This window comes from Mesorhizobium sp. M0870 (assembly GCF_040319775.1).
Classification (GTDB): domain Bacteria; phylum Pseudomonadota; class Alphaproteobacteria; order Rhizobiales; family Rhizobiaceae; genus Mesorhizobium.
The window spans coordinates 230293-253221 of sequence record NZ_JAMYOI010000007.1 but is presented as its reverse complement, the minus strand read 5'-3'; the positions used below and the strand labels follow the sequence as shown (position 1 = coordinate 253221).

Genomic DNA, 22929 nt, shown 5'->3' with positions numbered 1-22929 from the left:
CTGGCCTCCAATCCAGCCAGCATCTTGAATCACAAACATCCGGCTTTGGGAATCCTACGATTCTCTCAAAATAGGAATCGCTCTAGCGCAGACATAAAAGGCGCCCGATTTCTCGGACGCCCTTTCGTGGATCTTATTCGGACTGCGCGAAAATCAGCCGTTGGCAACCTGCTTGTGCTGCACCGGGTGGCTCTTCTTCAACAGATCCGAGACCAGGAAGGCCAGTTCGATCGCCTGATCGGCATTGAGGCGCGGGTCGCAATGGGTGTGGTAGCGGTCCTGCAATTCCTCGGCGGTGATGGCGCGTGCGCCACCGGTGCATTCGGTGACGTTCTTGCCGGTCATTTCGACATGGATGCCGCCCGGATGCGTGCCTTCGGCGCGGTGCACCTCGAAGAAGGTCTGCACCTCCTTCAGAATGCGGTCGAACGGCCGCGTCTTGTAGCCGGCGGCCTCGATCGTGTTGCCGTGCATCGGATCCGACGACCACACCACGGAGCGGCCTTCCTTCTGCACCGCGCGAACCAGCTTCGGCAGATGGTCGGCGACCTTGTCGGAACCGAAGCGGGCGATCAGCGTCAGCCGGCCGGGCTCGTTCTCGGGATTGAGCAGGTCGATCAGCTCCAGCAAGCCGTCCGGCATCAGCGACGGACCGCATTTCAGGCCGAGCGGGTTCTTGACGCCACGGCAATATTCGACATGCGCATGGTCGGGCTGGCGGGTGCGGTCTCCGATCCAGATCATGTGACCCGAGGTGGCGTACCAGTCGCCGGAGGTCGAATCGACACGCGTCAGTGCCTCCTCATAGCCGAGCAGCAGCGCCTCGTGGCTGGTGTAGAAATCGGTCTCGCGCAGCGCGTAGTTGGTTTCCGAGGTGATGCCGACGGCCTTCATGAAGTCCATCGTCTCGGTGATGCGGTTGGCAAGAGACTCGTATTTCTCGCCCTGCGGACTGTCGGACACGAAGCCGAGCATCCAGCGGTGCACATTCTCCAGGCTGGCATAGCCGCCTTGCGCGAAGGCGCGCAAAAGGTTGAGCGTCGCCGCCGACTGGCGATACGCCATCTCCTGGCGAGCGGGGTCCGGAATGCGCGACTTGGGGTCGAATTCGATGCCGTTGATGATATCGCCGCGATAGCTGGGCAGCGTCACCTCACCCTTGGTCTCGTTGTCGGACGATCGCGGCTTGGCGAACTGGCCGGCAACGCGGCCGACCTTCACCACCGGCTGCGCGCCGGCGAAGGTGAGCACCACCGACATCTGCAGGAAGACGCGGAAGAAGTCGCGGATGTTGTCCGCGCCATGCTCGGCGAAGCTCTCGGCGCAATCGCCGCCCTGCAGGAGGAATGCGTCACCGGCGGCGACAGAAGCGAGCTGCTTCTTCAGCTTGCGCGCCTCACCGGCAAAAACCAGCGGCGGAAAGGTTGCGAGCTGGGCCTCCGTGTTCTTCAGCGCGGCAAGGTCCGGATAGGCAGGAACCTGCTTGATCGGCTTTGCTCTCCACGAATTCGGCGACCATTTCGTCATCGCTGCACCAACACTCTTTCCGGCGAGCACCCTCGCCCCCACTCCAGCCCCTATATGGGATGGCGGCTCCATACACGAAGCCGTTTTCGTATTCTAGACCGGAATTCAAGCGCTGGCGAATGGTCCGGGCGGGCTATGCCGCCTTCTCCACCAGCCGCGCCAACTGCGTCATGACCACCGCCGAGCCCGCCAATCGCTTCTCGGGGGTTGGCCAATCGCGTACGAAGACGACGCTGTGGTCCGGCCGGATCTTGGCCAGCGAGCCCTGCTCGCCGATGAACCGGACGAGCCCAACCGGGTTGGAGAATTCGCGCTTGCGGAAATGAATGACGACGCCCTTCGGCCCGGCGTCGAGCTTCTCGACATTGGCTTTGCGGCAGAGCGCCTTGATGAAGACGATCTTGAGCAGATGCTTGACCTCTTCCGGCAGCGGGCCGAAGCGGTCGATCAGCTCGGCGCCGAAAGCGTCGATTTCCTCGGTGTTCTCGAGATCGCCGAGACGGCGATAAAGCGCCAGCCGAAGCTGCAGGTCCGGAACATAGCTTTCCGGGATCATCACCGCCGTGCCGACGGCAATCTGCGGCGACCAGCCGCCATCCTGGACCTCGCCGGAATCCTTCACCTCGGCGACAGCCTCTTCCAGCATCTGCTGGTAGAGCTCGAAGCCGACCTCCTTGATGTGGCCGGACTGCTCTTCGCCGAGAAGATTGCCGGCGCCCCTGATATCGAGATCGTGGCTGGCGAGCTGGAAGCCGGCGCCCAGAGTATCGAGCGATTGCAGCACCTTCAGCCTCCGCTCCGCGGTGTCGGTCAGCTTGCGGTTGGCCGGCAGCGTGAACAGCGCATAGGCGCGCACCTTCGAGCGGCCGACGCGGCCGCGCAACTGGTAAAGCTGCGACAGGCCGAACATGTCGGCGCGATGGATGATCAGCGTGTTGGCGGTCGGGATGTCGAGGCCGGATTCGACGATGGTCGTGGACAACAGCACATCGTACTGGCCGTCGTAGAAGGCATTCATGATGTCGTCGAGTTCGCCCGGCGGCATCTGGCCATGGGCCACCGCCACCTTCAACTCCGGCACGGATTCCTTCAGGAAATCCTGGATTTCCGAGAGATCGCTGATGCGCGGCACCACATAGAAGGAATGGCCGCCACGATAGCGCTCGCGCAGCAGCGTCTCGCGGATGACCAGCGGATCGAAGGGCGAGATGAAGGTGCGCACCGCCATGCGGTCGACCGGCGGCGTGGCGATCAGCGACAGTTCGCGCACCCCGGTCAACGCCAGTTGCAGCGTGCGCGGGATCGGCGTCGCCGACAGCGTCAGCACGTGCACGTCGGTCTTCAAATCCTTCAGCCGCTCCTTGTGCTTGACGCCAAAATGCTGCTCTTCGTCGATGATCAGCAGGCCAAGGTTCTTGAACGAGATTGCGGAACCGAGCAGCGCATGCGTACCGATGACGATGTCGACCTGGCCCTCGGCGATACCTTTCTTGGTCTCGGCCAGTTCCTTGGCGCCGACTAGCCGCGACGCCTGGCCGACACGGATCGGCAGGCCGGAGAAACGCTGCGAAAAGGTCTTGAAATGCTGGCGCGACAACAATGTCGTCGGCACCACAACCGCCACCTGAAAGCCTTCCATCGCCGCGATGAAGGCAGCGCGCAGCGCCACTTCGGTCTTGCCGAAGCCGACATCGCCGCAAATCAGCCGGTCCATCGGCTTGCCGGCGGCCAGATCGTCGCGCACCGAGTCGATCGCCGTCTGCTGGTCGTCGGTCTCCTCATAGGGAAAGCGGGCCGCGAACTCGCCATAGAGGCCTTCTGCCGGCACCAGTGGCGGTGCGGAGCGCATTTGCCGCTCGGCGGCGATGCGGATCAGCTGCCCGGCCATGTCAAGCAGGCGTTTCTTCAGCCGCGCCTTGCGCGACTGCCAGGCGCCGCCGCCAAGCTTGTCCAGCGTCGCCTCGGCTGTGTCAGAACCATAGCGCGACAGGAGTTCGATGTTCTCGACCGGCAGGAACAGCCGGTCGTCGCCGGCATAGTGGATTTCCAGGCAGTCATGCGGTGCACCGACCGCTTCGATGGTGCGCAGCCCGATAAACCGGCCAATGCCGTGGTCGGCGTGGACGACAATGTCGCCGGCCGACAATGCCGAGGCCTCGGCAATGAAATCCGAGGGACGCTTCTTGCGTTTCGAGCGCCGGATCAACCGGTCGCCGAGAATGTCCTGTTCGGCAACGACGACCAGTTTTTCGGTTTCGAAGCCGGATTCGAGCGGCAGCACGGCCAAGGCCGCCTGACCCGGCTCGAGCTTTTCGGCTTCCGCCAGCGTTGCAACCTGCTTGAGGTTGCCGAGATGGTGTTCGGCAAGGATCTGGCCAAGCCGATCGAGCGAGCCCTCGGTCCAGCCGGCGATGACGACGCGGCGGCGCGCCGCGCGCTCATCGGCGATGTGTTTGACGACAACGTCGAACACATTGACGTTCGGGTCGGCGCGTTCCTCGACAAAGCTGCGGCCAGGGCGCGAACCGGCATGAAAAACCTTTTTCGCGCCGGCGTCAGGCGCGTCAAACGGCGTGAAGTCGATCGCTTCACGCGGCCCTAGCGAGGCAATCAGGTTTTCCGGGGAGAGATAGAGCAGGTCCGGTGCGACCGGCTTGTAGGGCACGGCGTCCTTCAAGGCACCGTCCGCCTGCTTCTTGCGCGCCTCGTAATGGTCGAGGATCAGCGTGTGGCGCTCGGCCAGCGCCTCATGCGCCAGATGGTCGAAGATGACAGGCGTGTGAGGCAGATAGTCGAACACCGTCTCCAGCCGCTCATAGAAAAACGGCAGCCAGTGTTCCATGCCGGCAAACCGCCTGCCTTCGCTGACTGCTGCATAGAGCCCGTCATCGCGCTGTGGAGCGCCAAAGGCTTCGATATAGGAGCGGCGGAAACGGCTGATGGTTTCCGGCGTCAGCGCCACTTCGCTCATCGCCTGCAACGCCATCGACTTGCGCTGGCCGGTGGTGCGCTGCGTGGCGGCGTCGAAGACACGGATCGATTCCAGCGTGTCGCCGAAGAAGTCGAGCCTGAGCGCTTCGGTCCAGCCGGGGGCGAAAAGGTCGAGAATGCCGCCGCGCACCGCGAATTCACCGATACCGCGCACGGTCGGCACGCGTTCGAAACCGGACGTTTCCAGTCGCGACACCAGTACGTTCATGTCGATCTGGTTGCCGGGCCTGGCGTGGAAGGTCTGTGCCTCGACGAGATCCGCCGGCGGAATGCGCTGCAGCAGCGCATTGGCGGTGGTGAGAATGACGGCGCGGTGCGGCTTCTTCGCCAGCGCGATCATGGCGGTCAGTGCATCGAGGCGCTTGGCGGCCGCATCCGAGCCGGGCGAGACGCGGTCGTAGGGCAAGCAATCCCAGGCCGGCAGTTCCAGCACCGGCAGGCCGGGGGCCGCGAAAGACAGCGCCTCGATGATCGCCGGCAGGCGCTGACCGTCGCGCGCGACGAACAGAACCGGCTTGTCGGGCGCGATCTCGAGTGCTGCCTGCACCAGCGCAAAGGCTTCGTAGCCATCGGCGACGCCGTCGACGATGAACTGACCGGCGCGGTCTTTCGGCAAACCGATGGTGGGAATGAGGCTCATCAAATCACGGTCTTGTTTTATCGCAATTCCCCACGGAAAACCGCTTCGTACTTTTCCTGGAATTGCTTGTGTTCAGAATGTCAGAGAACGGCGGAAAGCCAGGATCTTTTGCAGGACGGCACAATCGATGTCGGCCGGCACCGGGCGTTCGCCGGTGACCATGGGCAGGAATTCGGTATCGGGAATGTCGAGGAGCCTCTCATATTGGTCGATTTCGTCGCCGGTCAAGGCGCCGATCTCAGCGTCGGCGAAGGTGCCGAGGATAAGGTCCATCTCGCGCATGCCGCGATGCCAGGAGCGAAACAGAAGCTTGCGGCGGCGGACGTCGAGCCCCTCGCTTGATCTCGTCGTTCCGGTCATCGTGCCGCATCCTTGCTTGCTGCGGGCGCATATAGCGTGGATAGAAGGGGCTGTCAGCCTTGCAACGGCCCGGTTGGCGTCTAACATCTCGGTGTGACGAACATTCCTGACAGTATCGGCGCTAGCACCCCCCTCTGTCCTGCCGGACATCTCCCCCTCAAGGAGGGAGATCGTATGGCACGACTGCTTTCGCCAATTTCCAACTGCGCAAGGCGGGCGAGGTCAGAACTGCTAATCGCCCCCCTTGAGGGGGAGATGGCCGGCAGGCCAGAGGGGGGTGAGCGCAGACACCGCATGGTTTCTCTCAGATGAGACCTTCCATCCTCGATCCCTTGTTTGTCCCGATCACCTCGCTTGCCGGCGTCGGACCGAAAGTCGGCGCGCTGATCGAGAAGGTTGTCCCGGCCGATCTGGGTGACCGCCCCGCCCGCGCGGGCGACCTTCTGTTCGTGCTGCCGCACACCGTCATCGACCGGCGCAGCCGGCCGGGCATCGCAGGATCCGCGGAGGGCCAGATCGTGACGCTGGAGGTGCGCATCGACCGCCACCAGCCGCCGCCGCGCGGCAACAGGTCGGTGCCTTACCGGGTCTTAGCCCATGACGACACCGGCGAGATCGCGCTGACCTTCTTCCATGCTCACGCTTCCTATCTCGAAAAGGCGATGCCCGAGGGCGAGCATGTCGTGGTCTCCGGCCGCATGGAATGGTTCAACGGCCGCCCGAGCATGGTCCACCCCGACCACATCGCGCTCGCCAGCGAGGCGGAAAACCTGCCGCTGGTCGAACCGGTCTATCCCCTGACAGCCGGGCTCTCGGGCAAGGTGCTGCGCCGGGCGATCGGCCAGGCGCTGGCGCGTGTGCCCGAATTTCCCGAATGGCAGGACGGCGCTTTCATGCGCCGCCACACGTCTCCCTCCTTTGCCGGCGCGCTTGCCCGCATCCACAATCCGGCCGACCCGATCGATGTCTCCGTCGATGGCGCTGCCTGGCGGCGCCTCGCCTATGATGAGCTGCTGGCGGGCCAGGTCTCGCTGGCGCTGGTGCGGGCAAAAGTCCGCCGCCTGTCCGGCCGCCCTCTGGTCGGCGACGGCCGCATCGTCGAAAAACTGCGAGCCGCACTGCCCTATTCGCTGACACCGAGCCAGGAGTTCGCGCTGGCCGAAATCAATGCCGACCTCGCCGATCCCGAGCGCATGCTGCGGCTTCTGCAGGGCGATGTCGGCTCCGGCAAGACGGTCGTCGCGCTGTTGGCCATGGCGCGGGCTGTCGAGGCTGGCGGCCAGGCGGCCTTGATGGCACCGACCGAAATCCTGGCGCGCCAGCATCTGGCGACCATCACGCCGCTTGCCGCCAAGGTCGGGCTGCGCATCGCCATCCTCACGGGCCGCGAGAAGGGCCGCGAACGCGCTGATACGCTGGCCGGCCTGGCAAGCGGCGAGATCGACATCGTCGTCGGCACCCATGCGCTGTTCCAGGAGACGGTCATGTTCCACGACCTGGTCTTTGCCGTGATCGACGAGCAGCACCGTTTCGGCGTCCATCAACGGCTCGCCATCACCGCCAAGGGCGATGCGCCCGACATGCTGGTGATGACGGCCACTCCCATCCCGCGCACGCTGGTGCTGACCGCTTTCGGCGACATGGACGTGTCGAAACTGACGGAAAAACCGGCCGGCCGCCAGCCGATCCGTACCGTTACTCTGCCGCTGGAGCGGCTCGATGAACTGATCGGCCGCATGGTCGAGGCGGTGGCCGGCGGCCAGAAGATCTACTGGATCTGTCCGCTGGTCGAGGAATCCGAAGAAATCAAGCTGATGTCGGCCGAGGACCGCTTCGCCTCGCTGAAACCATTGTTCGGCGACCGTATCGGGCTCGTTCACGGCCGCATGAAAGGTGCCGACAAGGACGAGGCGATGCGCGCCTTCAAGCAGGGCGAGACACGCATCCTGATCGCCACCACGGTCATCGAGGTCGGCGTCGACGTACCGGACGCCACCGTCATGGTCATCGAGCACGCCGAGCGCTTCGGCCTCGCCCAATTGCATCAGTTGCGCGGCCGGGTCGGGCGTGGCGACAAGCCCTCCTCCTGCGTGCTGCTCTACAAGGACCCGCTCGGCGAGACCGCGAAACGCCGGCTGTCGGTGATGCGCGAGACCGAGGACGGGTTCCTGATCGCCGAGGAGGACCTGAAGCTGCGCGGCGAAGGCGAATTGCTTGGCACCCGCCAGTCCGGCACGCCGGGTTTCCAGGTGGCGCGCATCGAGGCGCATGCCGATCTTCTGGAGGCCGCCCGCGACGATGCCAGGCTGATCCTGTCGCGCGACCCGGAGCTGCAATCGCAGCGTGGCGAGGCGTTGCGCCTGCTGCTTTATTTGTTCGGCCGCGACGAGGCCGTGCGGCTCCTGCGCGCCGGCTGAGCCAGGGCGGCAACCGACGGGTTGGCGAGCATCCCCTCGATCGGCTCGCCATTCACGACAACCATTTGCTTGACCTCGGGCGCCACCAGCCCGGCCGAGACGATCAGCTTGGCGCCGTCCTCGATCGTCATGTCGAGCAGCACGATGTCCGACTTCGGCACATACATCAGGAATCCGGTGGTCGGGTTCGGCGTGCACGGCATGAACACGGCAATCAGCGGATCGCCTTCCTGGTCGAGCTTTTGGTTGATCTCGGTTTCCTTCTCGCTGGCGACGAACACCAGCGACCACACACCCTTGCGCGGATATTCGACCAGCCCGACCTGGCGGAACATGTCACCCTTGTTCGACAGCACGGTCTCGAAAATCTGCTTCAGCGAGCCATAGATGCCGCGCACCAGCGGCATGCGGCCAAGCAGGCGCTCGCCGAAATTGACGATGGCGCGGCCGACTATGTTGGCCGTCAGGAAGCCTATCAGCGTGATCAGGATCAACGCGACGATCAGCCCGAACCCCGGCACCGGAAACGACAAATAGGTGTCAGGGCTGTAGCGGGCCGGAATATAGGGTTTCACCCAGGAATCGACCCAGCCGATGAAAGACCATGCAATGTAGGCGGTGATCGCCAGCGGCGCGCAGACAATGAAGCCCGTGAGGAAATAGTTCCTCAGCCGGGTCACGCCGGAAGTCTTGGGAGCGTCGGACATGATTCACCGGAGGCGCGGGTTGCAGCGCAACATTAGTGAACCGGACGAAGCTTTGGAACTGCGAAGTTTTTAAAGAGCCGATTATGCCGCCGCTTCCAGCGAAGCAATCCAAACGGAAGCAGCATACGTTCGCGATTAGCCGAAACATCCCTCCCCTTCGTCATCCACGGGCGGAGCAAGGAGCGAAGCGACGCGGCGCAGACCCGAGGATCCATTCCGTGACGTCGGCCGAAGAACGCAACCCCTCAAGATGGTCGGCGAATCCTTCGGTCGCTATACTTCGTTCATGACGGGCTATGTCTATTTAACTGCGAGCCGGAAACGCGGCACCATCTATATTGGCGTCACAAACGATCCGATGCGATCCAGCGCGAGAAGTCGCTGAAACGTTGGCCGCGTCAGTGGAAGATTGAATTGATCGAAAAGGTCAATCCGGAGTGGTTCGAGCTTTTCCGCGGGACTGGGTGGTAGCGCCAAGTTCTGCACCGCTTTGATCCGCCATACCGTCCCGGAATGGATCCTCGGGTCTGCGCAGGAGCTTCGCTCCCGCTCCGCCCGTGGATGACGAAAGGATGAGGCCTACTCCACCGTCACCGATTTCGCCAGATTGCGCGGCTGGTCGACGTCGGTGCCCATAAAGACGGCGGTGAAATAGGCGAGCATCTGGATCGGCAGCGCGTAGATGATCGGCGAGATGATTTCCGGCACGTCCGGCAGCACGATCGTCTCCATCGTCTTGACGCTCGTCAGTGCCGCACCCTTGCTGTCGGTGATCAGGATGATCTTGCCGCCGCGCGCCGCCACTTCCTGCATGTTCGACACGGTTTTTTCGAAAATGCGGTCGTGCGGCGCGATGACGATGACCGGCATGTTCTCGTCGATCAGTGCGATCGGGCCGTGCTTCAGTTCGCCGGCTGCATAGCCTTCGGCGTGGATATAGGAGATTTCCTTGAGCTTTAGCGCGCCTTCCATGGCCAGCGGGAAATTGGTGTCGCGGCCGAGATAGAGCACGTTCTTATAGTGAGCGAGGTCGCGCGCGGTCTTTTCGATCTGATGGTCGAGCTTCAGCACCTGATTGGCATAGCGCGGTGCTTCCGAAAGCTCGCGCACAAAGGTCTTTTCCTGCTCCTTCGAGATCGTACCGCGCGCCACGCCAGCCCGCACGGCAAGCGATGCCAGCACCGACAACTGGCAGGTGAACGCCTTGGTGGAGGCGACGCCGATTTCCGGCCCGGCGAGCGTCGGCAGCACGACGTCGGATTCGCGCGCCATGGTCGATTCGCGCACATTGACGACGGCGCCGATCTTCATCCCCGCCTTGCGGCAGTAGCGCAGCGAGGCCAGCGTGTCGGCGGTCTCGCCCGATTGCGAGATGAAGAAGGCGGCATCGTTCTTCGACAGCGGCATTTCGCGGTAACGGAATTCCGAAGCGACATCGATATCGACCGGCAGTCGCGCGTAGCGCTCGAACCAGTACTTGCCAATCAGGCCGGCGAGATAGGCGGTGCCGCAGGCCGAAATCGCCAGCCGGTCGATTTTGGCGAAATCGAAAGGCAGGTCGAGCGGCTTGGAGACGCCGCCGACAAAATCCAGATAATTCGCCAGCGTGTGCGAGATCACCTCGGGCTGTTCATGGATTTCCTTCTCCATGAAGTGGCGTCTATTGCCCTTGTCGACCATGAAACTGGTCGAGAGGGACTGCTGGCGCTTGCGGTCGACCTTTGTGCCGTCGATGTCGAAGATGGTGACGCCGTCGCGGCGCACCACCGCCCAGTCGCCATCTTCGAGATAGGTGATCGAATTGGTGAACGGGGCGAGCGCGATGGCGTCTGAACCCAGAAACATCTCGCCATCGCCATGGCCGACAGCCAGCGGCGGACCGTTGCGCGCGCCGACGATCAGGTCTTCATCGCCCTTGAACATGATGGCCAGCGCGAAAGCGCCTTCCAGCCGCTTCAGCGCCTGGTGCGCGGCATCAACCGGCTTCAGCCCCCTGGCGAGTTCGCGCGCCACCAGATGCGCCACGACCTCGGTGTCGGTCTGCGACGAAAAAGAATAGCCGTCGCGGATCAGCTCGGCGCGCAGTTCGGCGAAATTCTCGATGATGCCGTTGTGGACGATGGCGACGCCATCGGAAAAATGCGGGTGCGCATTGGTCTCGTTGGGCACGCCATGCGTCGCCCAGCGTGTGTGACCGATGCCGATCGTGCCGTCGAGCGGCTCGTCCTTGAGCCGGCGCTCCAGGTTGATCAGCTTGCCTTCGGCGCGGCGGCGGGCGAGTTCGCCACGCTCGATGGTGGCGACGCCGGCCGAGTCATAGCCGCGGTACTCCAACCGCTTCAACGCATCGACGATGAGCGGCGCAACCTGCGAGTGGCCGACGATTCCAACGATACCGCACATGCAGAAAGCCCCCGATTCCCCGGAAAACCAGCGCTATTTAGGGATGGCCGGCCTGCCGTGGAAAGTCACATTGCATTTCGTCCCGTATAACGGAACGCTCATTCTGTCGATGCACCATGACAGGCCGCCTTGCAATCCGGTTACTGCAATCGTTCGGTTTGTCAGGCTTCGGTTTTCAGACGATGGTTTTCACCAGAGAGATATCTCGCTAATAGCCCTGCCATGAGCGAGAGCAAGCCCACCGTAACCCTCTGGCGCCCTGTCGGCCCCAGGGAACTGAAACTGATCCAGGCCTCGGGGATGCAGGCGTTTCCGCCGCGCCTGCCCGAGCAGCCCATTTTCTATCCCGTGACGACCGAAGCCTATGCGGTGCAGATCGCACGCGACTGGAACGTGCCGGCCAGCGGCTCGGGGTTCGTCACCCGGTTCGACGTTCTCAAGAGCTTTCTCGACCGCTACCGGGTCGAGCACGCTGGCAGCAAGGCGCATCTGGAATACTGGATTCCGGCCGAAGATCTCCCTGAATTCAACAAGGCGATCGTCGGCAAGATCGAAGTCACAGCCGCTTTCGGCAAGGACGCGAAGACTTCCGGCTAACGCCCGTTATCCAGCAGCCTTTTTCTTCGCCGCCGCCGCCGAAGCAAAGCGCTCGCGCAATTCCTTGCCCTTGCCTGGAATCGTCTTCTGGCGGGCGCGGCCGAAGGCCAGCGCGTCGTCGGGCACGCTTTCGGTGATCACGCTGCCCGAGGCGATGTAGCCGCCCTTGCCGATGGTGACAGGCGCCACCAGCGACGAATTGGAGCCAATGAACGCGCCCTCGCCGATGTCCGTGAAGAATTTCGAATAGCCGTCGTAATTGCATGTGATGGTGCCGGCGCCGATATTGGCACCCGCGCCGACGCGGGCATCGCCGATATAGGTCAGATGGTTGACCTTGGCGCCCTCCTCGATAACCGCCTGCTTGACCTCGCAGAAATTACCGACCTTGGCCTTGTTTCGGAGATCCGCGCCCGGCCGCAGCCGCGCGTACGGCCCGACATCGCAATTGGACGCAATGGTGGCGCCCTCGATATGGCTGAAGGCATGGATCTTGGCGCCCGTGGCGATTTTCACGCCCGGGCCGAACCAGACATTGGGCTCGACGATGGTGTCAGCGCCGATCTCGGTGTCGTGCGAGAAGTACACGGTCTCCGGCGCGATCAGCGTCACGCCCGACAGCATTGCCTCATGGCGGCGGCGCGCCTGCCAGATGCCCTCGGCCTGCGCCAGTTCGGCGCGATTGTTGATGCCGAGCGCGCTCTCGAAGCTGGCTTCGGTGGCGACGACATCGAGGCCTCGCGCGCCGGCGATCTCGACAATGTCGGTGAGGTAATACTCGCCTTTGGCATTCTTGTTGTCGACCTGATCGAGCAGCGTCAGCGCGTGAGCGCCGGCTACCGCCATCATCCCGGCATTGCAGAAGCCGATTTTTTTCTCCTCCTCGGAGCAATCCTTTTCCTCGCGGATGGCGACCAGCTTGCCGTCCTTTTCGATCAGCCGGCCATAGCCCGTCGGGCTGGGCGGACGGAAGCCAACCACCACGACGGCCGCACCTTCCGCCAGTTTCAGCCGCGCCACGGTCAGCGCATCGGCGTCGATCAGCGGCGTGTCGCCGAACATCACCAGGATATCGTCATAACCCTTTGATATCGCATCGCGCGCGGCGAGCACGGCATGCGCGGTGCCGAGGCGCTTGTCCTGCACGAAGGTCTCGGCCTTTGGAGCGAATTTCGCCGCCGCCTTGCGCATCTCTTCGGCCCCATGGCCGATCACCAGCGCCTGGCTGCCGGCACCAGCGGCTTCGGCTGCCTTCACCACATGGGCGACCATCGGCAGGCCGGCGATCTGGTGCAGCACCTTCGGCAGCACGCTCTTCATGCGCGTGCCTTCGCCGGCGGCAAGGATGACGGACAGGCAGGATCTCTGGCTCATGGAACGACAACCATATGAAAGGGTTGGGAATCAAAGCATGCTAGCAGTGGCGCCATGCTTCACCAATGCGGTTAAATTCCGGTGAGGTGGGAGCGGAGGCGTTCAGGATTCGATCCGCGTTGCCGTAGGCATCCGCGTCGCCCTAAGCAAAAGCAAAGCGATAGCCGGTGCTGTTAGATCATGTTAAATTTTCTAATCGTCTCGGGGATAATTCACATGTGGCCGTTTTCAAAAAAGCAGTCGAATATCTCGCGAGAAATTGTTTCGAGCGCCGACCAGAAAAATTCAAGGCTTGGTAGTGTAGAGAACTTTGCAAGGTATCTTGGCGTTGACATCACCCCCTACGGAGCAGGTGTCGCGCTACTGTCTCTCGAGAGCGGATACAGCGAAGCCGAAACAGCATCACATTTCGCGGTTGTAACTTTGGCTCGCGACATTCGGGAGGCAGGATTCGATATCGAAAAGATAGTGCGATTTGCGCCCATTGCCATGGCAACGCTTGAATGCCTGAAGGAGCTGAAAGATCGAGGATTAATGCGCGAAGAAATTTGGCAAAATGACACCACGGCGATTGGCAAGATCGCTTTTCCAAGTCCGGATACCCATTCTTGGATCGAGCGAGTTCTCAGCGATCCCACGGTAGCTCGTGACCGCGTTGCGGTGAGCCGCATCCAAATTTAGATCAAACCTACCCCAGCCGCCCCAGCACCGGAAAATTCTCCAGCAGCCAATACGACACCGTCTGCACGCCACCAGTGAGGAAAAACACCCCGGCGACGACCAGCAGCGCGCCGATCGCTTTTTCGACGCGGCCGAGATGGACGCGGAATTTGCCGAGGAAGCGCATGAAGGCGCCGGAAAACAGTGCGGCGATCAGGAATGGGATGCCCAGCCCGAGCGAATAGGCGGCGAGCAGCAGCGCGCCCTCGCCCACCGTTTCGCGGCCACCTGCCAGCGTCAGGATCGGCCCCAGCACCGGGCCGATGCAGGGCGTCCAGCCGAAGGCGAAGGCCAGTCCCATGACATAGGCCGCGACGGCACTTGCCGGCTTGCCCTGCGACTGGAAGCGCGCCTCGCGCGACAGCAGCGGAATGCGCAGGATGCCGAGGAAATTCAGGCCCATCAGGATGATCAGCACACCGGCGCCCATTGCCAGCGGCTCCTGCCAGACGCGCAGCAGCCGGCCGATGGTCGAGGCGCCGGCGCCCAGCGCGACAAAGACGGTCGAGAAGCCGAGCACGAAGGCGATCGAGGAAAAGAGCAGCGCGCCGCGTGCGCCTTCACGCGCTGTCGCACCGGCATTGCCGCGGAAATCGTCGACCGACACGCCGGCCATATAACAGAGATAAGGCGGCACCAGCGGCAGCACGCAAGGCGACAGGAACGAGATAGCTCCCGCCCCGATCGCGCTGACATAGCCGATGTCCAATGCCATTTCCAAGAACTCCAATGCCGTGACGCCGATATAGCGACGCGCAGCCTTGTCCACCAATCACCATTGTGTTGGCAAGATCATCCATTGCCCGACGCACTTGCCAGGAAGAAACCACAGCCCGCAGGCGTTGATGCTGTGAGGCCGCGATTTCCCGCGCGTCTCCAGATATCAGTCAGGGAGATTTCCATGAAAACCATAACCGCAGGACTGGCAGCGCTTCTACTCAGCACAGCCGCATCCTTCGCCGCCGACGCGTGGAAGGAAGCCGAGGTCAATGGCACCAAGATCTACACCGACGCCAACGGCATGACGCTTTACACCTATGACAAGGACGAGAAGGGCAAGACCAACTGCTATGACAAATGCGCCACCAACTGGCCGCCGCTGAAGGCCGAAGCCGGCGCCAAGGCGGATGACGAATGGACCGTTGTCGACCGCACCGACGGCACCAAGATGTGGGCCTATGACGGCAAGCCGGTCTACACCTTCATAAAGGACAAGAAGCCCGGCGACGTGACCGGCGACGGCGTCGGCGAAGTCTGGCACATCGTCAAGGCCGACTAAGCCACTCTATCCCAGTCCCGCCTGCTGACTGGTCGCCGGGCATCGCTTCATGCCGCCGGCGGCCAGCATCAATCAGCCGTTCTGGCGTCGAACCGACGCTATTCCCGGCCGTCACTCCGCGACTCGGTGGAAAAGTGAAACCAGGTCGTTTTCGCCGGCTCGGCACCACATCTCCCTTTCCCAAAATTCTGTGATTTTCTCCATACACTCTTAGAGTGTATTGCTGCGGACCGGCCCGCAATTTGGGCGCTTCCCCTTGACCGGATGCAAAAGCGCGGCCATGTGAGCGACAAATAGAACGAGATTTCGTCGCGCGCAGCGGAATTCTTCTGCCGCACCACAGCTGATATGAGACCTCATGGACGTCGTCGTCGTCGAATCGCCGGCCAAGGCGAAGACAATCAACAAATACCTCGGCAAGAACTACAAGGTTCTGGCCTCGTTCGGCCATGTCAGGGATTTGCCGGCCAAGGATGGCTCGGTGCGTCCGGATGAGGATTTCGCCATGTCCTGGGCGGTCGACACCGCCTCTGGCAAACGCCTCGCCGACATCGCCAAGGCGGTCAAGGACGCCGACGGCCTGATCCTCGCCACCGATCCGGATCGCGAAGGCGAAGCGATTTCCTGGCATGTGCTGGAAGTGCTGAAGCAGAAGCGCGCGCTGAAGGACAAGCCGGTCAGCCGCGTCGTCTTCAACGCCATCACCAAATCGTCGGTGCTGGAGGCGATGGCCAATCCGCGCCAGATCGATGCACCGCTGGTCGATGCCTACCTCGCCCGCCGGGCGCTGGATTATCTCGTCGGCTTCACGCTGTCGCCGGTGCTGTGGCGCAAGCTGCCGGGCGCCCGCTCGGCCGGCCGCGTCCAGTCGGTTGCGTTGCGTCTCGTCTGCGACCGCGAATCCGAGATCGAGCGCTTCATCCGCGAGGAATACTGGCAGATCGCCGCCCTGCTGGGCACGCCGCGCAACGAGAATTTTGAAGCGCGGCTGACCGCCTTCGACCGCAAGAAGCTGCAAAAGCTCGACATTTCCAACAAGGCGCAGGCCGACGACATCAAGTCGATGCTTGATGGCGCAACCTTCAAGGCGGTGTCGGTGGAAGCCAAGCCGACCAAGCGCAATCCCGGCCCGCCCTTCACCACTTCGACCCTGCAGCAGGCCGCTTCGTCAGGTCTCGGCTTCTCGGCCAGCCGCACCATGCAGGTGGCGCAACGCCTCTATGAAGGCATGGAGATCGGCGGCGAGACCACAGGTCTCATCACCTATATGCGAACCGACGGCGTGCAGATGGCACCCGAGGCGATCGACGCCGCACGCGACGCCATTACCAAGGAATTCGGCGCAAAATACCTGCCGGAAAAGCCGCGCCAGTATACGGCCAAGGCCAAGAACGCCCAGGAAGCGCACGAGGCGATCCGCCCGACGGATTTCATGCGCACGCCGGCATCGGTCAGGCAATATCTCGATTCCGACCAGATGCGGCTCTATGAGCTGATCTGGAAGCGCGCCATCGCCAGCCAGATGCAGTCGGCCGAGATCGAGCGCACCACCGCCGAGATCGAAGCGGTCAATGGATCGCGCACCGCCGAGCTTCGCGCCGTCGGCTCGGTCGTTCGCTTCGACGGCTTCATTGCCGCCTACACCGACCAGAAGGACGACGATACGGAAGACGAGGAAAATCGTCGCCTGCCCGAAATCCGCGCCGGCGAGCAGCTTGCCCGCCAGGCGATCAATGCCACCCAGCACACCACCGAGCCGCCGCCGCGCTATTCCGAGGCGTCGCTGATCAAGAAGCTGGAAGAACTCGGCATCGGTCGGCCTTCCACCTATACGGCGATCCTGAAGACGCTCGAAGACCGCGACTATGTCACCATCGACAAGCGCCGGCTGGTGCCGCAGGCCAAGGGCCGGCTGCTGTCGGCCTTCCTCGAAAGCTTCTTCAAGCGCTATGTCGAGTACGACTTCACCGCGTCCCTCGAGGAAAAGCTCGACGAGATCTCGGACGGCAAGCTCGCCTGGAAGGACGTGCTGCGCGATTTCTGGAAGGATTTTTCCGGTGCCGTCGCCGACATCAAGGAACTGCGCGTCACCGACGTGCTCGACGCGCTCAATGAGGAACTGGCGCCGCTGGTGTTTCCCGCGCGCGAAGACGGTTCGAACCCGCGCATCTGCCCGAAATGCGGCACCGGCAATCTGTCGCTGAAACTCGGCAAGTTCGGCGCCTTCGTCGGTTGCTCCAACTATCCCGAATGCTCCTTCACCCGCCAGCTCGGCGACGCCGCCAATCCGAATGGCGAGAATGGCGGCGGCGAGGACGGCACCAAGGTCATCGGTAAGGATCCCTACACGTCAGAGGAAATCACGCTGCGGAGCGGCCGCTTCGGCCCCTACCTGCAGCGCGGCGACGGCAAGGAAGCCAAGCGCTCCAGCCTGCCCAAGGGCTGGACGGCAGAATCGATCGATCACGAAAAGGCGCTGGCGCTGCTGTCGCTACCCCGCGATGTCGGCCAGCATCCGGAAACGGCCAAGATGATCTCGGCCGGGCTCGGCCGCTACGGTCCGTTCGTGCTGCATGACGGCACCTATGCCAATCTCGAGAGCATCGAGGACGTGTTCTCGATCGGCCTCAACCGCGCCGTGTCGGTGATCGCCGAGAAGCAGTTGAAGGGCAAGGGCGGACGCAATGGCGGCACTGCCGCTGCGCTCAAGGAGCTTGGCGACCATCCCGATGGCGGCGGCAAGATCGTCGTGCGCGACGGCAAATACGGACCTTACGTGAATTTCGGCAAGGTCAACGCCACCCTGCCCAAGGGCAGGGATCCACAGTCGGTGACCATCGAGGACGCGCTGGCGCTGATTGCCGAGAAGGAAGCCAAGGGCGGCGGCGGCAAGAAGCCGTTCCGCAAGGCAGCGGCGGCCAAGGCCCCGGCAACCAAGAAAGTAGCCGCCAAGAAGCCGGCTGCGAAGAAGCCGGCCGCGAAGAAAAAAGGATAGGGCAGCGTGGCGCGCAAGATCACCGGCAGAACCCACGGCGATCCGCGCACCGCCGACACCAGGGCCAAGGTCAAGGACGACTACCGGCCGTCGCGTGACGAAATCCTGCGCTACATCGCCGAAAATCCCGATCGCGCCGGCAAACGCGACATCGCAAAGGCGTTCGCGCTGCGCGGCGACGATCGCATCTGGCTGAAGGACATTTTGCGCGACTTGCAGGACGAAGGCGTCCTTACCAAGGAGCGCAAGGGGTTGGCCCGCGTCGGCGCCCTGCCCCATGTCACGGTCCTCGATATTTTTGACCGTGATGCCGATGGCGTGCTCTTGGCGCGTCCTACCGAACACACGGCCAATGGACCGCCGCCCATCGTTTCCATCCGCCTGTCGCGCAGTGGCAGTGGACCGGCGCCCGGCATTGGCGACCGCGTGCTGGCCAAGACCTTTCCGGCCGACGAGACGAACGTTGCCCTGGGCGGCCCCGCCTACACCGGGCGGGTGGTGAAGATTTTCGAAAAACGCACCGATGCCGTGCTCGGTGTCTTTCGCATCTTGCAGGACGGCACCTTCCGCATCGAGCCGGTGGAACGGCGCCAGCCCGAACTGATCGTCGACAAGGAATTCCAGAACGGCGCCAAGAACGGCGACCTGGTCGAGGTCGAGCCCGCGCGGGCTTCCCGCTATGGGCTGCCGAGAGCCAAGGTGCTCAACGTGCTGGGTTCGCTGACCAGCGAAAAGGCGGTCTCGATGATCGCCATCCACGCACACGACATTCCGCATATCTTCCCGGCCGACGTCATCGCAGAATCCGAAGCGGTCAAACCCGCGACGCTGGATCACCGCGAGGATTGGCGCGACCTGCCGTTGATCACCATCGATCCGGCCGACGCCAAGGATCATGACGACGCCGTCTTCGCCACGCCGGATCTCGACGAGAAGAACCCGGGCGGCGTGGTCGCCACTGTCGCCATCGCCGACGTCGCCGCCTATGTGCGCTACGGCACGGCACTCGACCGCGAAGCGCTGAAGCGCGGCAATTCGGTGTATTTCCCGGATCGCGTCGTGCCGATGCTGCCCGAGCGCATCTCCAACGATCTCTGCTCGCTGCGCGAGGGCCAGGACCGGCCGGCATTGGCAGTGCGCATGGTTTTTTCGGCCGAGGGCCGCAAGCTCAGGCACTCCTTCCATCGCGTCATGATGAAGTCGGCGGCAAAGCTCGCCTACCAGCAGGCTCAGGCGGCGATCGAGGGCGCGCCGGACGACAAGACAGGCCCTATCCTCAAAACCGTGCTGAAGCCACTGTGGGACGCCTATGCGATCCTGAAGCGCGGCCGCGATGGCCGCCAGCCGCTCGAACTCGACCTGCCGGAGCGCAAGATCGTGCTAAAGCCGGACGGCACCGTCGATCGCGTCATCGTGCCGGACCGGCTCGATGCCCACAAGCTCATCGAAGAATTCATGATCCAGGCCAATGTCGCGGCGGCCGAAACGCTCGAGGCGAAGAAACAGGAACTGGTCTATCGCGTCCATGACGCGCCATCGCTGGCCAAACAGGAATCGCTGCGCGAGTTCCTGCAGACATTGGGCCTGTCACTTGCGCGCGGCGCGCAGATGCAGCCAAGCCAGTTCAACGGCATTTTGGAGCGCGTGCGCGGCGCCGACAATGAAGGCCTGGTCAACGAAGTGGTTCTGCGCTCGCAGAGCCAAGCCGAATACTCGCCAAAGAACATCGGCCATTTCGGTCTCAACCTCCGCCGCTACGCCCATTTCACCTCACCGATCCGCCGCTACGCCGATTTGATCGTGCATCGCGGACTTATTGCCGCACTCGGATTGGGTTCGGGCGGGCTGACGCAGGACGAAGCGGCACGGCTCGAAGATGTCGCCGTGCTGATTTCCGGCACGGAACGCCGCGCAATGGCGGCCGAGCGGGACACGGTCGACCGTCTGATCGCCAGCTATCTCGCCGAACGCGTCGACGACCGGTTCGATGCCCGCATCTCCGGCGTCACCAAGTCAGGACTATTTGTCCAATTGCCGCAGTACGGCGCGGATGGTTTCATCCCGGTGTCAACTCTGGGCGGCGATTACTATATATACGATGAAACGGCCCGCTCCCTGTTCGGGGAACGCTCGGGCAAAGGCTACCAGCTCGCGGACCGCGTCGAGGTCCGACTCGTCGAGGTGGCGCCGATGGCCGGCGCGATGCGCTTCGAAATGTTGACCGACCCGAAGCCTTTGCCGGGCTCCAAGCGGTCGTTTCACAAGGCCAAGGGCCGCGCCCGCGCGTCGCAATCGCGACCGGGTTCGCGCGGCAGGAGACGATGATGACAACAGCCATGGAAGAACAGGTTTTCGGCGGAGAACATCACTCGGGCCGGACCGCGCGCCCGCTGTGGACGGCGATGAAGCGCGGCCTGCTCGGCCGCTGCCCGCGTTGCGGCGAAGGCAAGCTGTTTCGCGCTTTCACCAAGACCGTCGACACATGCAGTGTCTGCGGCGAGGAACTGCATCACCACCGCGCCGACGACCTGCCTGCCTATCTCGTCATCGTCATCGTCGGCCATATCGTGCTGGGCGCCTTCATGGGCGTTGAAGCGACGTCGACGCTGTCCACATGGCAGCACATTGCCATCTGGGTGCCGCTGACCATCCTTTTGTCGGTTGCGCTGCTGCAGCCGATCAAGGGTGCCGTCATCGGACTGCAATGGGCCTTCTATATGCACGGCTTCGGCGGTGAGCACGACGTGATCGAGCCGCATCCCGGAGCCTAGGCCGCAGCCAAGAATGCTGCCTGGTGCAACATACCGACCGTGAAAGGCCACTTTCGCTTGCCAGAAGTTTCCGCTAGGTCCTGCGCATGGACGGTATGACCAAGGCGGAAGTCGACAAGATCGAGCGGAGCATGATCGCTCATAGCGACCGGCCAATCCGCCCGCGCGACGCGGCAACCCTCATCCTGCTCGACCGCAAGGACGATGATGTGCTGGTTCTGATGGGTCGCCGTCATGCCGGCCACGCCTTCATGCCGGGCAAGTTCGTCTTTCCCGGCGGCCGCACCGATCCGGCCGACAGCCGCATACCGGTCGTCGCCGCCCTGCATCCGGAGCAGGAAGCCAGGCTGATCGCCGGGCCAGGGCGCACAAGCGCCGCACGAGCCCGCGCCATCGCCCTGTCCGCCATCCGCGAAACCTATGAGGAAGCCGGGCTGCTGATCGGCCGCAAGGGTGCCTTCGCAACCTCCAGGTCCGACTGGCAGGGTTTTGCCGAACACGGCGTGCAACCCTCGCTGGACATGCTGCGCTTCGTCGCGCGCGCGATCACGCCGCCCAACCGGGTGCGCCGCTTCGACACCCGCTTTTTCAGCGCCTGGCGTGACGACGTCGCCGTCGAACTGCCCGGTGGCGGTCCCACCAACGAGCTCGAAGAGCTGGTCTGGCTGCCGCTCGCCAAGGCCAGGGAAGCCGACATACCCGATATCACCCGAATGATCCTGGACGAGCTGGAAAAGCGCCTCGCCCATGATCCGCTGTTGCGTCCTGGCGGTCCCGTGCCCTTCTACCGGCTTGTCCGCAGCCGCTTCACCCGCGAACTTCTCTAGAGCAATTCCAGGAAAAGTGTGACGCGGTTTTCCGCCCGGAATTGCGTAAGATCAAAAAGACAGAGTATTCAGCATCCCATGACGGTCGATACCCAACCACAGGGCGACGAACGCGTACACTGGCTGCCGATGGTGGCGGCGATCTCGTCGATCAGCGTCGTCGGCATCGCCATCGGCCTCGGTATGCCGCTGCTCAGCGTCATCCTTGAAACGCGCGGCCATTCGGCTTCGATGATCGGCCTCAACACCGCCGTTGCCGGCCTCGCCTCGATCGCCGGTGCGCCTCTGGCGACCCCGCTCGCCATGCGCTTCGGCGTTGCCTGGACCATGATCGCCATGATCGCCGCCGGCGCTCTGGCCTTTGTCGGCTTCCATTTCGCACCCGATTTCTGGATGTGGTTTCCACTGCGCATCGTGCTGCACATTGCGCTGACGGTGCTGTTCATCCTGTCCGAATTCTGGATCAGCACCTCGGCGCCGCCGCACCGACGCGGCCTTGTCCTCGGCATTTACGCCACTGTCCTGTCGCTCGGCTTTGCCGCCGGACCGTGGCTGTTCGCCCATCTCGGCAGTTCCGGTTTCAGGCCGTTCGGCGTTATCATCGCGTTGGTGACGCTGGCGGCCATACCCGTGCTGGCAGCACGCAACGAGAGCCCGTCGATCGCCTCGGATGGCGAAACCAGCAATTTTCTGCGCTACATCTGGCTCGTGCCGTCGGCGACCGCTGCCGTGCTGGTGTTCGGCGCGGTGGAAACCGGCGGCTTTGCGCTGTTCCCGATCTATGGCAGCCGAATCGGCTACTCCGAAGCCGATGCAGCCCTTCTGCTGACCATGATCGGCCTCGGCAATGTGTTGTTGCAGATCCCGATCGGCATGATCAGCGACCGCGTCAGCGATCGCCGCTACCTGCTGATTGCCTGCGCCACGGTCGGTCTTATCGGCACCGTCTTCATGCCCTTCTTCGCCCAGAATTGGCATTTGATGGCCGCGCTTCTGTTCGTCTGGGGCGGCGTCGTCGCTGCCATGTACACGATCGGCCTCGCCCATCTCGGCTCGCAGCTTTCCGGCCATGAACTGGCGTCGGCCAACGCCGCCTTCGTGCTGTGCTACGGCGTCGGCATGGTGCTCGGCCCGCAGGCGATCGGCATCGGCATGGATGCGTTCGGCCCGTCCGGCTTCGGCTGGTCGCTCGGCCTGTTCTTCGCCGCCTATATCGCTTTGGTCGCCGTCAGGTTGGTTCGCAAGATCCTGCTGTAGCGCGACTGTGGCCAGCCATGCATTTGGCACGGCACGGAGACAGGCTGCTGACAGAACCGTGTCA

General features: G+C 63.1%; 16 protein-coding genes and 1 pseudogene. 10 read left to right on the top strand and 7 right to left on the bottom strand.

What is annotated here, in order from left to right:
• Positions 1–153 precede the first annotated feature (153 nt).
• From NKH97_RS11760 to NKH97_RS11750, 3 genes are all read right to left on the bottom strand, one after another.
• A complete protein-coding gene (locus NKH97_RS11760) occupies positions 154–1527 on the bottom strand; it encodes a class II 3-deoxy-7-phosphoheptulonate synthase (protein WP_352796884.1) in 1374 nt (457 codons plus the stop codon).
• 133 nt (positions 1528–1660) lie between these two features.
• Positions 1661–5158 (bottom strand): transcription-repair coupling factor, encoded by a 3498-nt coding sequence (gene mfd / locus NKH97_RS11755; protein ID WP_352773334.1) that lies wholly within the window; start codon positions 5156–5158, stop codon positions 1661–1663.
• A 72-nt stretch (positions 5159–5230) separates the two neighbouring features.
• On the bottom strand, positions 5231–5518 hold the full coding sequence (locus tag NKH97_RS11750; protein WP_352440274.1) for a succinate dehydrogenase assembly factor 2: 288 nt from the start codon (positions 5516–5518) through the stop codon (positions 5231–5233).
• Positions 5519–5826: 308 nt separating this feature from the next.
• On the opposite strand from NKH97_RS11750, the gene recG reads away from it, so the two are divergent.
• Complete coding sequence (recG, locus tag NKH97_RS11745; RefSeq protein ID WP_352773331.1) at positions 5827–7935, top strand: ATP-dependent DNA helicase RecG; 2109 nt, start codon at positions 5827–5829, stop codon at positions 7933–7935.
• On the opposite strand, the gene NKH97_RS11740 is transcribed toward recG, so the two are convergent.
• A complete protein-coding gene (locus NKH97_RS11740; protein ID WP_027036784.1) occupies positions 7887–8642 on the bottom strand; it encodes a DUF502 domain-containing protein in 756 nt (251 codons plus the stop codon). The two genes, recG and NKH97_RS11740, sit on opposite strands and share 49 nt — an antisense overlap.
• Before the next feature lie 286 nt (positions 8643–8928).
• Here NKH97_RS11740 and NKH97_RS11735 point away from each other — a divergent pair.
• A pseudogene (locus NKH97_RS11735) lies at positions 8929–9113 on the top strand (GIY-YIG nuclease family protein).
• Between the two features lie 108 nt (positions 9114–9221).
• On the opposite strand, the gene glmS reads toward NKH97_RS11735, so the two are convergent.
• Complete coding sequence (gene glmS, locus NKH97_RS11730; RefSeq protein WP_023810553.1) at positions 9222–11045, bottom strand: glutamine--fructose-6-phosphate transaminase (isomerizing); 1824 nt, start codon at positions 11043–11045, stop codon at positions 9222–9224.
• Between the two features lie 222 nt (positions 11046–11267).
• On the opposite strand from glmS, the gene NKH97_RS11725 reads away from it, so the two are divergent.
• Positions 11268–11642 (top strand): hypothetical protein, encoded by a 375-nt coding sequence (locus NKH97_RS11725; protein ID WP_023810552.1) that lies wholly within the window; start codon positions 11268–11270, stop codon positions 11640–11642.
• Between the two features lie 6 nt (positions 11643–11648).
• Here NKH97_RS11725 and glmU read toward each other — a convergent pair whose 3' ends face one another.
• Positions 11649–13016: a bifunctional UDP-N-acetylglucosamine diphosphorylase/glucosamine-1-phosphate N-acetyltransferase GlmU gene (gene glmU, locus NKH97_RS11720; protein ID WP_023810551.1), complete on the bottom strand. Its 1368-nt coding sequence runs from the start codon at positions 13014–13016 to the stop codon at positions 11649–11651.
• A 216-nt stretch (positions 13017–13232) separates the two neighbouring features.
• On the opposite strand from glmU, the gene NKH97_RS11715 reads away from it, so the two are divergent.
• The gene (locus NKH97_RS11715; RefSeq protein ID WP_023810550.1) at positions 13233–13697 is read left to right on the top strand and encodes a hypothetical protein; all 465 of its coding nucleotides are present in this window, start codon (positions 13233–13235) and stop codon (positions 13695–13697) included.
• A 7-nt stretch (positions 13698–13704) separates the two neighbouring features.
• On the opposite strand, the gene NKH97_RS11710 is transcribed toward NKH97_RS11715, so the two are convergent.
• Positions 13705–14451 (bottom strand): cytochrome c biogenesis CcdA family protein, encoded by a 747-nt coding sequence (locus NKH97_RS11710; RefSeq protein WP_023810549.1) that lies wholly within the window; start codon positions 14449–14451, stop codon positions 13705–13707.
• Between the two features lie 186 nt (positions 14452–14637).
• Here NKH97_RS11710 and NKH97_RS11705 point away from each other — a divergent pair, with 186 nt between their 5' ends.
• From NKH97_RS11705 to NKH97_RS11680, 6 genes are all read left to right on the top strand, one after another.
• Positions 14638–15015: a COG4315 family predicted lipoprotein gene (locus NKH97_RS11705; protein WP_128303545.1), complete on the top strand. Its 378-nt coding sequence runs from the start codon at positions 14638–14640 to the stop codon at positions 15013–15015.
• 358 nt (positions 15016–15373) lie between these two features.
• Positions 15374–18010: a type I DNA topoisomerase gene (gene topA / locus NKH97_RS11700; RefSeq protein WP_023810547.1), complete on the top strand. Its 2637-nt coding sequence runs from the start codon at positions 15374–15376 to the stop codon at positions 18008–18010.
• 6 nt (positions 18011–18016) lie between these two features.
• A complete protein-coding gene (gene rnr, locus NKH97_RS11695; RefSeq protein ID WP_352631682.1) occupies positions 18017–20335 on the top strand; it encodes a ribonuclease R in 2319 nt (772 codons plus the stop codon).
• Positions 20336–20346: 11 nt separating this feature from the next.
• The gene (locus NKH97_RS11690) at positions 20347–20781 is read left to right on the top strand and encodes a DUF983 domain-containing protein (RefSeq protein WP_352796893.1); all 435 of its coding nucleotides are present in this window, start codon (positions 20347–20349) and stop codon (positions 20779–20781) included.
• Positions 20782–20867: 86 nt separating this feature from the next.
• Entirely contained in the window at positions 20868–21608 is a 741-nt protein-coding gene (locus tag NKH97_RS11685) for an NUDIX hydrolase (RefSeq protein ID WP_352796873.1), read from the top strand.
• Between the two features lie 78 nt (positions 21609–21686).
• Entirely contained in the window at positions 21687–22865 is a 1179-nt protein-coding gene (locus tag NKH97_RS11680) for an MFS transporter (protein WP_023810543.1), read from the top strand.
• Positions 22866–22929: the final 64 nt, after the last annotated feature.

What these genes read in the sequence shown, in the direction of transcription:
- NKH97_RS11760 (WP_352796884.1), bottom strand. Translation starts at nt 1,527, where the DNA reads ATGACGAAATGGTCGCCGAATTCGTGGAGAGCAAAGCCGATCAAGCAG.
- mfd (WP_352773334.1), bottom strand. Translation starts at nt 5,158, where the DNA reads ATGAGCCTCATTCCCACCATCGGTTTGCCGAAAGACCGCGCCGGTCAG.
- NKH97_RS11750 (WP_352440274.1), bottom strand. Translation starts at nt 5,518, where the DNA reads ATGACCGGAACGACGAGATCAAGCGAGGGGCTCGACGTCCGCCGCCGC.
- recG (WP_352773331.1), top strand. Translation starts at nt 5,827, where the DNA reads ATGAGACCTTCCATCCTCGATCCCTTGTTTGTCCCGATCACCTCGCTT.
- NKH97_RS11740 (WP_027036784.1), bottom strand. Translation starts at nt 8,642, where the DNA reads ATGTCCGACGCTCCCAAGACTTCCGGCGTGACCCGGCTGAGGAACTAT.
- glmS (WP_023810553.1), bottom strand. Translation starts at nt 11,045, where the DNA reads ATGTGCGGTATCGTTGGAATCGTCGGCCACTCGCAGGTTGCGCCGCTC.
- NKH97_RS11725 (WP_023810552.1), top strand. Translation starts at nt 11,268, where the DNA reads ATGAGCGAGAGCAAGCCCACCGTAACCCTCTGGCGCCCTGTCGGCCCC.
- glmU (WP_023810551.1), bottom strand. Translation starts at nt 13,016, where the DNA reads ATGAGCCAGAGATCCTGCCTGTCCGTCATCCTTGCCGCCGGCGAAGGC.
- NKH97_RS11715 (WP_023810550.1), top strand. Translation starts at nt 13,233, where the DNA reads ATGTGGCCGTTTTCAAAAAAGCAGTCGAATATCTCGCGAGAAATTGTT.
- NKH97_RS11710 (WP_023810549.1), bottom strand. Translation starts at nt 14,451, where the DNA reads ATGGCATTGGACATCGGCTATGTCAGCGCGATCGGGGCGGGAGCTATC.
- NKH97_RS11705 (WP_128303545.1), top strand. Translation starts at nt 14,638, where the DNA reads ATGAAAACCATAACCGCAGGACTGGCAGCGCTTCTACTCAGCACAGCC.
- topA (WP_023810547.1), top strand. Translation starts at nt 15,374, where the DNA reads ATGGACGTCGTCGTCGTCGAATCGCCGGCCAAGGCGAAGACAATCAAC.
- NKH97_RS11690 (WP_352796893.1), top strand. Translation starts at nt 20,347, where the DNA reads ATGGAAGAACAGGTTTTCGGCGGAGAACATCACTCGGGCCGGACCGCG.
- NKH97_RS11685 (WP_352796873.1), top strand. Translation starts at nt 20,868, where the DNA reads ATGGACGGTATGACCAAGGCGGAAGTCGACAAGATCGAGCGGAGCATG.
- NKH97_RS11680 (WP_023810543.1), top strand. Translation starts at nt 21,687, where the DNA reads ATGACGGTCGATACCCAACCACAGGGCGACGAACGCGTACACTGGCTG.